The following is a 13,740-nucleotide window of genomic DNA, read 5'->3' on the forward strand; positions in this document are numbered from 1 at the left end:
GTGATAATCTACAAAAAAGAAGAACAGAAACTTCCTGCGACCTTTACCAACCTGATATCCATTGACCTTGGAGTCAATAATCTGGCCGCCAAGCGTGAAGAATTTGTTCGCACACACCGTATTCGTTCTTTGCAAGGAAAACGGAATCGCTATGTCCATAACTTCTTGCATCAAGCGAGTCGGAAGATCGTGGATCTCATCACCTACAAGGCCGAACTCCTCGGGATCACAGTTGTCAAGCAGAATGAAGCGTACACCAGTGGTTGTTCTGCACTTGATGAAGAGAAGATTGCGAAGAAGGCATACGCACCCAAGCGACGCATTCATCGAGGACTTTTTGTGTCCAACTCAGGATTCAAGATCAACGCAGATGTAAACGGGAGCCTGAATATCTTGCGAAAGTACCTGGGTGGAAAAGGTAGTGAAGCAAAGGTGGCGGGAGTCTTCAATTTCACATTTGGTACACTGAAGACCAGCGTATTGGATGCTTGACCGATATTGCTCGTTTTCCCAGTTGCGTTTTAAGTCAGCAATAAAGAGGATACCACAGACAACTTAAACAGTACTTGTAAAAATATAGAACAGTCTCGGAAGACTGGATTTTTGCCCATGTCACCCGTACTATATTCGGTAGACATAAAAGGAAGGGAGGGGGATCTCCATGAACGATCGGCTGTCCGCCAACATGCTGCGGGGGGTTCCGGAATTTCGTTACCTGAATGCGGAGAATGTCGCGCGTTACCGGGTGATCATGCGCTTTTTCTATCAGGAATACCAGCGTTTGCGCTATTGGCTGAGGCCGGAAGAGGTATATAACGGCGTAGTGCAGTGGGGGGTTTTGGAAGGGTACACGATGGAGCAGTGCCAGGCTGATCTGGAACAGTTGAAGGACTGGCGCAATCTCGCTTCCCGGCACGATGGCGGCCGGGCGTTGACGGTAGAAGAGTATATGCGGAAGAAAAGTCAGTATGTACTCACCCCATACTCCATCGAAATTGAGCGAATGCTGGAGACGCTCGAAACGATAAAAGGGTATGGCGGATCGCTGGAGACGACCTATCTCGATACGATTGCGGAATGCCTCATTGCCGTGCGGGCAAACGCCGGGCAATTTCAGCCGGGGGAGGCGCTGGCTTGTTGGGAAAAGCTGTACCAATGCTTTAAGACCATGCATGAGAACGCCGCCGACTTTATCGCCAGCATGCACTCCATCCAGGCGGAGCAGATGATGGCGACAGATGCGTTTCTGCTTATGAAAGACAAATTGACGGAATACCTCCAACATTTTATCAAAGGGCTGCAGAAGAGCGCCTATCAAATCGAAGGGCATTTGCTGAAGATCTCGGACACGCTGGCGGATATGTTTTTGGATCAGGTAGCTGAGGATGAACTGCGAAAGCCGCGGCTGGAGGAGAGTTTTACCCGCGAGGAATTGATCTCTTCCCTGAAGCAGGGATGGAATAATCTTCGGCGGTGGTTTCTGGGAGCAGGGCATGAACCGAGTGAACTGGTTTTGCTGGAACGGGCGACCAAGGAAACGATCGCCAAGGTGGTACGATGCGCTCTGCGGTTGCAGGAGCGAAAGCGCGCAGGGATCAGCCGCAAGAAGGAACTGGAGTATCTGGCGCAGTGGTTTGACCGGCTTGGCTCCCTGGATGAGGCTCATCGCCTTGCCGCGTATGCGTTTGGCTTGTTTTCCAGCAGGCATCTGCAAGGCGAGGATGAGCGGACGACGGATCTCGCGGACAAATCCATGTGGGAAGAAGTGCCCAATATTCGCCCGATTCGGTCACGCAGCCGTAAACGGATTTCCCGCTCGGAGACCGAACCGGTTCGCCAGTCGGGAAACAGGCAGCGGGAGTATCGGGCAGCGGTTGAACAGCAGTTTCAGGAAGAGAGGGCTTTTTTGGGCCAATTGGCGGAAAGAAGACAGGTACGCATATCCGACTTTGGCGTTGTCGATGCCAAAACGCGCATGCGGCTGCTGCAGTGGATCGGGCGATGCATGGCGAACTCGTCCCGTTCCTTTGTCACGGCGGAAGGAGTAAAGGTCAGCTTGCGGTTGGAGCGATCGGGCGAGATGACGACACTGTATTGCGAAGACGGGGAATTGGACATGCCCGACTACACCTTGCTGTTCGCCAGTCCGCTGAAGGGGGAGACGAAACATGGCTAGAGGCGGTTCAAGATCCTGGGCTTTGCGGCGGATGCGGATGCAGGGGCGGTCGGGTGAGGACGTCTGGCGGGAAAGACGCAGAGCGTGTGCGCTCGCCCTGTTAAACCGGCCCTGGATCACGAAAGAGGAAGAACCGGAGTTGTTCTACTGGATCCGCGACCAGTACCGCGAACTGCGCGACTGGTTTGCCGAGTATGCCGGGTTCTCTCTATTGGTCACCAGGACCATGGCCAAACTGGACAAGGCCCCCTTGTATGCTTACCCGTGGATGGGCTTTAGCGAATTCCGCGAACCGCGGGATTACACCTTTTTTACCTATGGCCTGTGGTTTCTGGAAGGAAAAACGGAGATGGACCAGTTCCTCCTGAAAGATATGGTCGTACAAATCCGCGAGCAGATGGTCGGTTCGGGCTTGCATGTGGATTGGGAAATCTACCATCACCGCCTGTCCATGGTTCGCGCCTTGAAAAAACTGAAGCAGCTGGGAGTGCTGATAGCGGTAGACGGCGACGAACAGGATTGGGCTCATAACGATCAAAACAATGTCTTGTATGAATGTACCCCGTATGTTCGCTACGTGCTGCGCCAGTTTCCCGATGAGCTTAGCCGCTATTCCGAAATTCACGAGCTTAGCGCGCAAATGGTTTACCCCGACACCGCCGACGGCGAGATGCGGAAACGGCGCCACCGCGTATACCGCAGACTGCTGCTGGAACCGGTAGTGTTGGATCGGGATTGGGATTCGGACGATTTGTATTACGTGATAACACAGCGCAGGTCGTTGATTGAGCAGCTGCGCACCATGTTTGGCCTGGAAGGAAGTAGGTACCGCGAAGGTCTGTTGTTTTTTCACCCTGAACTGACGGGTGACAGCGAACTGTTTCCCACTTTGTCCGCTTTGTCGAACCTGGCACTGCTGCTCGCAGGGGAGTTGCGACGCCTGATTCATCAGGAGTCGTCCCTTTGGCATGCAGAAGAGGACGGCACGGTGCTGCTTACCCGGACTGATCTGGAAAATCTCTTGCTTGTGCTTGGCCAGCGCTATAAGGAGTACTGGAGCAAGGAACATCGGGAGATGACGTCGGCGGAATTGGCCGAAGCGCTGACCCAGCATCTTGCCGAGTGGGGGCTTGGCCGTTGGCAAGACGACAACCGCTTCGCCGTCTTCCCGGTAATGGGGCGCTGGAACGGGATGTATCAAGCAGTGGAAGCAGAATAAAAGGAGGCGGATCGAGTGGACTCGCAAAACCAATGGGAAGGTTTGGAGAAACAGCATTCCCCTGAAGCCGGGCTGCCGCCGCGCAACCGCTGGGAAATGGCTCGGGCGGGAATCTTCAATTTTTGGGTGTACGACGACGAAGAGATCGCCCTGGAAGCGGGGCGGCTTATTTTGCGCGGGACGAACGGCGCCGGCAAGTCGGTGACGATGCAAAGCTTTCTTCCGCTCGTGCTGGACGGCGACAAACGCCCGCAGCGCCTCGATCCGTTTGGTTCGAGGGACCGGCGCATCGAATATTACCTGCTTGGCGAAGACGGCAAACATACGGACCGCATCGGGTACTTGTGGATGGAATTTTATCACCGGGAAAAGGACTTGTACAAAACGATCGGGATAGGCTTGCGGGCGAAGAGAGGCGCTTCACAAGTAGGCTTTTGGGGGTTTGTGCTGGAGGACGGCCGCAGAGTGAACAAAGATTTCTGGCTGTACGACCGGCATGATTGGTTGGAAGGCAAAGGAAAGTACCCGCTGGATCGACGTGAATTGGAAGAGCGCATCGGTGCGGGCGGCCAGGTGGTTCAAGAGCAAAAGGCATACCGGGACCTGGTGAACAAAGCATTGTTCGGTTTTCATGACAGCGAAGCTTTTGCCGATTTGCTGCAATTGATGATTCAACTGCGCAGTCCCAAGCTCTCCAAGGATTTTAAGCCCTCGGCCATTTACCACATCTTGACCGAAGCGCTGCCGCCGCTGCAGGAGGAAGACTTGCGTCCGCTGTCCGAAGTGCTTGAAGATATGGACCAGATCACGGATCGGCTGGATGAGCTAAAGCTGCACCAGGCCGAACTGGAGAAATTGGAAAAAGCGTACGATCGATATAACCGGTTTTTGCTTTATCAAGCGTCCGAACAGGTTTTGGAAGCAAAAGCGAGTGCCGATGAGGCGACCAAACATGTGGAAGAAGTTCGCGCCCAATGCGCGGATACCGAGCAGAAGATTGCCGGGACTGCCGAACGGCTGCAGGGATACCGGAACCGCCTGCAAGAGGTGGAAGCCGATCTGGAACTCTTGTCCCGGCATGAAGCGATTGAAAAGCAGAAAGAGCTGCAAGGGCTGGAAGGAAATTTTGCCGAGACAGGGGAGTATTTGCAAAAGATTCGCCAGCGAATCAAGGCGGACAGGCAGCGCATGGACAAGGTGCAGCTGGAAAAGAAGCAGTCCGAAACCATGCTGACGGAACAAATAAGCGCACAGGAAGAGATGCTGGCGGAGTTGGAATCGTCCGCCCGGGATTGTGAATTTGTCGAGCATGATCTCTACCACCGTTACTGGGGGACACAGCCTCCTGATGAATTCCATTTTATGGAGCATTGGAAACGGGATGTCGCACGCCACCGCGAAGCGATTGGGCATGCTTTGAAACTGGCGGAAACGGAACGGGAAGCATGGAACAGTTTGCAGGAGTTCGAGAAGGAGCTGGGCGCCGTTCGGCAGGAGCGAGACGCGGCCGAACGGGCAAAAGTAGAGTCAGAGAAACACCTGGCCGCAACTGTGCACCAGCTGAAAGAGAGTATCGTGCTGTGGCGGCAGCAGCTCAAGGGATTGCCCGTCAGCGACGATGGGTTCCAGCGAATTTTGCAAGCCGTCTCCTCCATGTCTCTTGCGCAGCGCAACTACGAGATCGTAAAGCGGCCCCTGCAGGAAGCGGCGGAAGAGGCCAGAAGGCAATGGAAGGAACGGGAATGGCAGCTCGCCCATGAGCGCGATCAGGTGACAGCGGAGCTCCAGCGATTGAAACAGGAACAACAGGCCTGGCGGGAGAGCCGTGAGCCGGAACCGGAGCGTAGTGAAGCAAGGGCGGCATCGCGGACAAGTCGCGGTGCGGGACAGGGAGCCCCGCTTTATGCAGTATGTGAGTTCCAGGATCACTGGGATGACGCGGAGCGGGCGCGAATAGAAGCGGTGCTGTCCGCTTCCGGCTTGCTGGATGCCTGGATCGCGTCTGACGGTCAGATCGGAAGGGTAGAACAGGGAGAAGAAGTGTGGATTGCTCCCGCACCGGTTGAATGGGGGTATACGCTTGCCGACGTGCTGAAGCCAACCCCCTCGCCGGAGAGCGGTTTGGACGAAGCGACGATCGATGCTGTACTGCGGACATTTGCCTGGAGCGAGGGAGGAGATGATGGGCTTTTTCAAGAGGCGGACGCGACGTCGATCTGGGTCGGGCCCTCATCATTCCAGTTTGGGCCGCTTCGCGGCCAGGTGACGGATACCCAGCCCGCGCGGTTTATCGGCAAAGAGGCGCGCCGCCGTTACAAGCTTGCGGAAATCGCGCGTCTGGAGCGGGAGATCGAAGCGTGTGGCCAAAGACTGCAGCAGCTTGCCGGGGAATTGAGGGATGTGCAGTCGTCCCTGGAACAGATCGAAGCGGAAGTCTCTGCTTTCCCGGAAGAAAAGCAGCTTCAGGAATGCCTGGATGCATTGGCCGAGGCGACCCACCAGTTGATGGCGCTAATGGGTCAGGAGCAGCGGATGTCCGAGCGGCTCAAGGAAAAACACAGTCAATGGCAGCAGATCAAAATAGAATTGACGGAAAGTACCCGGCAGTGGTCGCGCCTCAAAAGCCTTCGCGATCTTCGCGAGGCACGCGAAATGATTCAGCATTACGTAAATGGACTTTCCGATTTGTACGCGGAGTGGAAACAGTACCGGCACACGGTACAAACGGTAAACAGGCTGGCGGAAGAGGAAAGGGAACTGGTGTTGGGGCTTGAGCGTGACGAGGAGTTGGCGGATGAGCTGGAGGATAAGTGCCGCTCGCTAAAGGTCAGGATTGAGAGTTTGCGGCGTCATATGCAGGAGTTGGGCATTCACGATATGTACGAGCGTATTGCCCGGCTGGAAGCGGAGAAAAAGGAATTGAGGCGGAAGGATGAAGAGGAAGACAAGCTGCTAAGGGAAGCGGAATATGACCGGGCCCGGCTAATGGAACGCCTTGCGGTCAGGGAGGAGCGCATGCAGCAGGCGCTGCAAATATGTGAGCAGGCGCTCCAGCAGTGGAAGCGGGAGATGGAGCTTGCGCTGGTTGCCGATTGGCAGGACGTCTGTTCCACTGAGGGCGCGCCGGATCAGGTGTACCTCCTTTGCCAAACCATCTACGCCAAACTTCAGTCTATGGCAGCGGGACGAAACCGGGAAAGCTTTGCTTCTTCCCTGTTGGATCAGTTTAACGCAGTACGCCACCTTTTAATGGATTACGCGTTGGAGGCCGTGGTGGACGACGCCACCGGCCGGGTGACGGTAGTCTCCATGCGCGATCGCATCCGGCCGCAGACACCTGCCGCCTTGCTAGCCGAGATTACCGATCTGATCGCAGAGCAGTCCGGCTTGCTGGAGGAAAAAGACCGCCAACTGTTCGAAGAGATCATCTTGCGAAGCGTCGGGAAGACGATTCGCCAGCGGATTCTGCGGGCAGAACAGTGGATCAGGGACATGAACCGGTTGATGGCGGAACGCAACACCTCAAGCGGATTGAAATTGCAGCTTCAGTGGGTGCCAAAAGCGGCACAGTCGGAAAAAGAGATGAACGCCGAGCAGTTGGTTGACCTGTTGCGGCGAGACGCGCGGCTGCTGCGCGAGGACGAGATCGAACAGATGATTCAGCACTTCCGCTCACGCATCCAGTGGGCCAAGCAGGGCGCCCAGGAAGAGAGGGAGTCGCTGCGTAAGCATATTTACGAGATTCTGGATTATCGCACTTGGTTTCAGTTCGTGCTGCGGTATAAAAAAGGCGGGGAGGCAGGGTATCGCGAGCTGACCGATTCGAAATTCAACGTCATGAGCGGCGGGGAAAAGGCGATGTCCATGTACATTCCGCTGTTTGCCGCCACCTATTCCCGCTACGAGGATGCCGCGCCCGACGCGCCCAAAATCATTTCGCTGGATGAAGCTTTTGCCGGTGTAGACGAAGAAAACATCCGCGACCTGTTTAAGCTGTTGAGCGAAATGGATTTCGATTACATGATGACCTCGCAGGTTTTATGGGGATGTTACGATACCGTGCCCCGCCTGTCCGTCGTGGAAATCTGCCGGCCGAATGACGCCGATTTTGTCACGCTGTTCCGCTATCGTTGGAATGGCAAGCGTCTGAGCCTGCTCTCCTCGGATGAAGCGGCCGCAGCTCTGGAGTTGCAGCCTGATGAATGAGCAGCGGGAGAAAGAAGTGAAGCGATTTTTTTCCGAACCCGGATTTGCCCGGTTCATCGATCTCCTCCGCAAAAAGTACAGGTCACGGGGCGCATCCGGGACGATTTCCCTGCCGAAGCTGTCAGCGGAAGAATCAGCGGCACTTACCGGATTGTTGGGAATCTATTTGCATCCCGGCAAAGACTTGAGCGTCAAAGTGAAACATGTGGAAAAAATCTTGCTTCACAGCAGTTATGCGATCACCATCCGGGAACTGCTGGCCTGTTTGGATGGCGGTGAGGTTTTAACCCGGACAGAAGAGGAACAACAAGCGCAGATACGCTGGAAGCGATTTTTCGATGAGGCGCTTCAGGCTAATTTACCCTATCATCCGCCACCCGACCTCACGAAATGGGTAGAACAACTGCGTCAGGGGATTGCCCCGGGAAGCCGGATTTTACGCAGGATGCATGCCCAAAATCCGGAAGAGGCGCTGCGGGATTTTGTTCACTGTCTGGCCGCGCTCTGCCGGGTTTGGAAGAGGGAATCAGAAAAGAGCAATGAAGCTGCCGACCGGGTTATGCTCAGGCTACCTGTTTTGGCCGCACAGGTAACGGGCGATGCTCACGGCTTTGATTATAAAAAAACGGTTGGACGATTGCTGTGGCACGGCATTTTGGCGATTTTTACCGACGCGGGAGAGACGGCCCAATCGTTGTCTCTTCAAGAATGGGACGACGATTGGGAACAACATGATTCGCCTGGAGATGACGAGAAAGGTGTAACGGAACAGGTGAAAAGCTTGCTCATTCGCGAGACTTACCGTTTGGCCGGGATTGCCGATGATGACATCTCTTCCCAGGTGATTCTCTTTGCGCCGTACATGACCGGCAAATGTGAAGAGCTTGTCCTGACGCTGCGGCAAGTGGAGAAAATGCCTGTCGTTCCCGCATGCTCGGAACTGTATGTGGTAGAGAACCCATCGGTGTTTGCCACGCTTTTGGAAGGGATTGCCCCGGATGACCTCTCCCGCCATAGTGTGGCCAAGTCACCTCCTCTAGCCAATGCTCCGATGCTGGTCTGTTTAAATGGCCAGCCGAGTGCGGCCACGATTCGTTGGCTCGACCGCTGCATGGAGGGCGGGGAACACCACAATCGTTTGCTGTACTATTCCGGGGATTTTGATGTGAAAGGAGTGGCGATTGCCCAAGCCCTTCATCATCGCTATGGACAGCGATTTGTCCCTTGGCGCATGAGTGCGGCGGATTATGAAAAGTATGCCGATGCGGGAATTCCTCTGTCCGGTGAGGAGAAAAGGAAGTTGCAAAAATGGCAAGTTTCATGGGACGGCCGCCTCGGTACCGTTATGGCACAACACGGCACCAAAGTGCATCAGGAATTGTTTGTAGAGGATCTGCTGCTGGATTGGCTGAATGCGTGGGGGGAGGTGTAGTATTGCTTCAGGAGTCAAAGGAACAGCAGTTGGAAGCTATTTTACACGAACTGTTGGAGTTTCTCAGGATACAGGGTTCAAAACTCCAAAAATAAGACTTTTCTACTAAGCAAAAAGACCTATACAACCGATACTAATAATAGTCGTTCGTTTCATGATTTTGCCCTTGGCTGCACGCAGTTAAGGGCCTTTTTTTGTCCCTGCAAAGAGGATATCGGAATGATTCCGAAGAAGCAGTCCCAACCGGGAGTTTCTCTGCATCCTTCATGCAAGCAAGCTGCCAAATATGTGGAAAAAGTATGAGTGTAGAAGGTATAATAGGTTAATTGGAACTATTTCCCCTATGACGAAGCCGAAAGAGGGGTGGTGTCATGCTGTCAATTCAGCGAGAACCGGACTATATTGCGGAATCGAAATTATTTTGTAGAAAGGCGGGGATGGATCCAAAAGATATTCCTTATCCCAAAGTGATGATGACCTCGAAGGAGTTGGAAGACAAGAGGGGGGAGTATGAAGAAATTCTATCTGTGGTGCAGTTTTTCAGCCAGAAGGTGCTGGATTCCCTGAAAGGCACGCCGCTGCTGCTGGCGGTATCCGATGAAGAGGGATTTATACTCCACATGATGGGCGACGAGACCATCAAAAACACGATCAATCAGTTGGGCATCAGGCCGGGCGTGCAATTTACCGAACAGGCCATGGGTACCAATGTCGTCAGCCTTTCACTGAAGCATAGCGGTTTGCCTATACAAGTGATCGGCGCCGACCATTACCACGAATGCCTGCATCAGATTGCCTGCTATGCTGTGGCGTTTCATTATACGGACATCGGCGATCTTTTGGGCAGCCTGATTATCATGACCTCGGTCGAGTATCAAAATCCCCTGATGGTTACCATGCTGTCCATCACAGTCGATTCCATTGAAAGGGAACTGCTGCTTCGCAAGCAAAACCGGCAGTTGAACATTATGAATCAGATCATGATGGAAAATGCCACAAATGGCATTATTATCACCGATAAGGAGGGAAGGATTACCGGATTCAATCGGACGGCCCAATCTTTTACCGGTCTGTCGAAAGAACTGGCGCTGTGCAGGTCAGTTCTATACTTATCTCCCATGGACCACTACATATACGATGTCATTCAGCACGGAAAAAATACGAAGACATCCAGATCAGTTTTGAACAAAAGAACAAGGACACCCGTATTGTCTGTCTATTTGATGCTTTCCCCATTTACGACGAATCGAAACATCTCATTGGAGCATTTGGACAATTTCGCAATATTACGGAACGTTTTGAAGCGGAAGAAAGGTACAACTACTTGGCCAACCATGACGATCTGACCAAGCTGCCCAACCGCAGATACTATAAAAAACAGGTTACAGCCATACTGGAGCAAACGAGGCAGGGAATACACAGAGGCAAAGTGGCGATCATGTACCTGGATTTGGACCGCTTTAAGCTGGTCAACGACACATTGGGCCATTCCAATGGAGATTTGCTGTTGAAGCAGGTAGCGGACAGGTTAAAAGGGTGCCTGGAGTCAGACGAGATCGTGGCTCGGATGGGCGGCGACGAATTTATGTTTCTCCTCCCCGATGTTTCAGATGAGCAGCATATCAAGCAGCGGGTGGAAAAAATACTGGACCTGTTCCGCACGCCTTTCAATATGAACGGATACGAGTTTCACATCACCGCCAGTATCGGGATCGCCATCTATCCCAATGACGGCTGGGATATTGAGACATTGATGGTTCATGCCGATACCGCCATGTACAGGGCCAAGCACCTGGGCAAAAACCAGTATATCGTGTACTCATCCAATATGCGGACCAAGTCGCACGAAAAAATCGTCATGGAAACCTCCTTGCGCAAAGCTTTGGAGAATGGCGAACTGAAGCTCTTCTACCAACCCCAGGTCGATATTAAAACCGGCGAGATTAAAGGGGTAGAGGCTTTGATCCGCTGGCAGCATCCGGTGATGGGGCTGGTTCCTCCGCATAGGTTTATCCCGCTGGCGGAAGAGACCGGTCTAATCATCCAACTGGATCAATGGGTATTGCGCACGGCTTGCCAGCAGAATAAGCAGTGGCAGGAGAGGGGACTGCCTCCCATGCGCGTGGGTGTCAACCTGTCATCTCAGCAGTTTTCCCGGGAGCATCTTGTCGATACGGTCAAAGAGGTCCTGGAAGAGGTCGGGCTGCATCCGCGGTACCTGGAATTGGAGATTACCGAAACGATGACGATGGATGTGGAGCACACCATTCCTACATTGAAGGGACTGCATGATCTCGGTGTGCAGATCAGCATCGATGACTTCGGTACGGGGTACAGCTCGTTGAATTATTTGAAGAAGTTCTCAATCGACCGTCTCAAGATCGACCAATCCTTTGTCCGCGACATTACGACCGACTCCAACGACTCCGATATTGTCGGCACGATTATCGCGATGGCCCACAATATGGGATTGGAGGTAATCGCCGAGGGGGTCGAGCAAAAGGATCAGCTTCGCTTCCTGCAGATTCAGAAGTGCAATGAAGTGCAGGGATACTATTTTAGCGAACCGATGACAGCCGAAGAGATGGAAGCCAATTTTGAACAATTGCAGCGGCACATTAAAGATAAATATTAATCCTGAGGGGGGAGCGTCTATGCAGACAGTCGCAACTTTATTAGTCCATCATCTTGTCAAGTGGGGGGTTACCCACGTATTCGGGATTCCCGGAAAGCCTGTCACTCCGCTCATCCTGGAAATGGATCGGCAGGGCATCGCCTACGTGCTTGGCAGACATGAGGGCGGTTCGGGATTTGCAGCGGCCGGATACGCACAGAGCAGCAAGAGGTTAGGGGTGGCGCTGGGAACTGCTGGCCCGGGTGGAATCAACTTGCTCACGGCGGCGGGACAAGCGATGGCTACGTATTTGCCGGTATTGTTTCTCACCGGACAGCCGCCGATCAAGGAGATCGGCAAAGTGCTCGGCCAGGACAGTACCCCGTTTGGCAATGACCTGGTGAAGATGTTTGAAGAGGTGACCAAATTCAGTGCCCGCGTAGAGCGCGGCGAGCTGCTGGAAACGTATTTGCGTCATGCGATCGAACAGGCTTTCACCGGTGTGCGCGGGCCGGTCCATCTGTCTGTGCCGCTCGATGTCTTGATGGAAGAAATCCAGCCGTTTGACCTGCCGCTGCCAATCGACTACCCCGCAGTGATCTCCACCAATCTCGACCAGGTGATCGAACTGCTCGGCTCGGCCAAACGTCCTGCGTTGTTCGTGGGAGGCGGAGTGCACGGCTTTGCGGCGTATCGGGAGTTGGAGGAGTTCGCCAGCCGCTGGAGGATACCCGTCATTACGACCCCGAGCGGCAAAGGAAGCTTTGTTTCCCGTCATCCCCTTTCATTAGGGCCGTTCGGGTTGGGCGGCAATCAGGCTACGGAAGAATACCTGCTCCAGGGAGTAGACGTGATGGTCGTCATGGGAAGCCAGCTGAGCGATCTGGAGTTGGCCGGTTTTACCCCCGCCATGTATCCGCAGCAGATCATTCATTTTGACCACGATCCGGATTTTATCGGAAAAGCGATTCCGGTGCCGACTTTGCCGGTGTTGGGAAATATCAAGGAGAATTTGCGGGCTATTTTAAATAAAACCGATCATTTGGATGTAAAGAGAGATTTTTCCAAGACTGAGGAAGCGGAGGAACCCGCTGCCGCTGGCGATTATCTGACCGGCAGGCAGGTAATGGAGGTGCTCCGCTCAGAACTGCCGGGGGATACCGTCGTATTTGGCGATGCCGGCAGTCATTCCTTTTACGCGATCAAATATTTCGAGATCGAAGAGCCGGGGACGTTTTTCTTTGAAGAGGTTTTCGCTCCGATGGGACGGGCTATCGGATATGCGATAGGGGCAAAATTGGGGGCGCCCGACAAGACTTACGTATGTATTACCGGGGATGGCTGCATGTTCATGACCGGAACGGAAGTGTCAACGGCCGTCAACCATAACGCCCCGGTCATTTTCGTCGTTCTGAACAACGCCAGTCTGGACATGGTGGATAAGGGCATGGCGGCGCACTTGGGGCGCGGGGTCGGGACGAAGTATCAGATGCCGCTGCACGTGGCGAAGTTCGCGGAATCCATGGGGGCTGCCGCCTTCCGATGTACGAGGGAAGAGGAATTGCGGGCAGCGATCGCACAGGCTCTACAGCATGAACAGGTGACGGTGATTGAGGTCATGGTAGATCCCTTTGAAATTCCGCCGACGATGAAGCGGGGATAGTTTTTTATTGAGGTGAACTGATGATGAGTCATGATAAATTGACAAATGCGGAGCGTTACCAACAGGGAATGGACACGCTGATCAAAATGGTCGGAGAAGAAGGGGCGAAGACGATTGCGGATATCCGCTCGTTTTTTCCGGACTTTGGCCATACGCTCGTCGCCTTTGGGTTTGGCGACCTGTATTCCCGCCCTGTCCTCGACTTGAAGCAGAGGGAGATGATCACGTTGACCTCGCTGATCACGCAAGGAGCCACAGAGCAGCTGTCTTTTCACGTCCATGCCGCGCTGAATGTCGGGATGACGCCGGAGGAGATTCTGGAGATCGTGCTGCACTGCGGCGGCTATGCCGGTTTTCCCAAGGCCTGCGGGGCGTTGAATGTGGTAAAGGAAGTGTTTAAACAGCGGGAGATCACCGTGTCGTAATAGAA

Annotated in this window: 9 protein-coding genes; all 9 read left to right on the forward strand. The window is 53.8% G+C overall.

What is annotated here, in order from left to right:
• On the forward strand, positions 1 to 492 hold a 492-nt coding region (locus tag HGBM_RS21845; protein WP_019123223.1), incomplete at its 5' end, for a zinc ribbon domain-containing protein.
• A 169-nt stretch (positions 493 to 661) separates the two neighbouring features.
• Positions 662 to 2,176: a TIGR02677 family protein gene (locus HGBM_RS28245; RefSeq protein WP_019123224.1), complete on the forward strand. Its 1,515-nt coding sequence runs from the start codon at positions 662 to 664 to the stop codon at positions 2,174 to 2,176.
• Positions 2,169 to 3,395: a TIGR02678 family protein gene (locus HGBM_RS21855; RefSeq protein ID WP_019123225.1), complete on the forward strand. Its 1,227-nt coding sequence runs from the start codon at positions 2,169 to 2,171 to the stop codon at positions 3,393 to 3,395. The genes HGBM_RS28245 and HGBM_RS21855 overlap by 8 nt, the downstream gene beginning before the upstream one ends.
• A gap of 15 nt (positions 3,396 to 3,410) precedes the next feature.
• Positions 3,411 to 7,601: a TIGR02680 family protein gene (locus tag HGBM_RS21860; RefSeq protein WP_019123226.1), complete on the forward strand. Its 4,191-nt coding sequence runs from the start codon at positions 3,411 to 3,413 to the stop codon at positions 7,599 to 7,601.
• Positions 7,594 to 9,033: a TIGR02679 domain-containing protein gene (locus HGBM_RS21865; RefSeq protein ID WP_019123227.1), complete on the forward strand. Its 1,440-nt coding sequence runs from the start codon at positions 7,594 to 7,596 to the stop codon at positions 9,031 to 9,033. The genes HGBM_RS21860 and HGBM_RS21865 overlap by 8 nt, the downstream gene beginning before the upstream one ends.
• A gap of 437 nt (positions 9,034 to 9,470) precedes the next feature.
• Positions 9,471 to 10,379: a PAS domain-containing protein gene (locus tag HGBM_RS32310; protein WP_315969980.1), complete on the forward strand. Its 909-nt coding sequence runs from the start codon at positions 9,471 to 9,473 to the stop codon at positions 10,377 to 10,379.
• Complete coding sequence (locus HGBM_RS32315) at positions 10,358 to 11,668, forward strand: putative bifunctional diguanylate cyclase/phosphodiesterase (protein WP_315969981.1); 1,311 nt, start codon at positions 10,358 to 10,360, stop codon at positions 11,666 to 11,668. Before HGBM_RS32310 ends, HGBM_RS32315 begins: the two co-directional genes overlap by 22 nt.
• A 19-nt stretch (positions 11,669 to 11,687) precedes the next feature.
• Entirely contained in the window at positions 11,688 to 13,310 is a 1,623-nt protein-coding gene (locus HGBM_RS21885; RefSeq protein ID WP_019123229.1) for a thiamine pyrophosphate-binding protein, read from the forward strand.
• A 23-nt stretch (positions 13,311 to 13,333) separates the two neighbouring features.
• Positions 13,334 to 13,735 carry a carboxymuconolactone decarboxylase family protein gene (locus HGBM_RS21890; RefSeq protein WP_019123230.1) on the forward strand — a complete coding sequence of 134 codons (402 nt, stop codon included), beginning with the start codon at positions 13,334 to 13,336 and terminating at the stop codon, positions 13,733 to 13,735.
• Positions 13,736 to 13,740 lie beyond the last annotated feature (5 nt).

Source organism: Brevibacillus massiliensis, assembly GCF_000311785.1.
In the GTDB taxonomy this organism is placed as follows: domain Bacteria; phylum Bacillota; class Bacilli; order Brevibacillales; family Brevibacillaceae; genus Brevibacillus_C; species Brevibacillus_C massiliensis.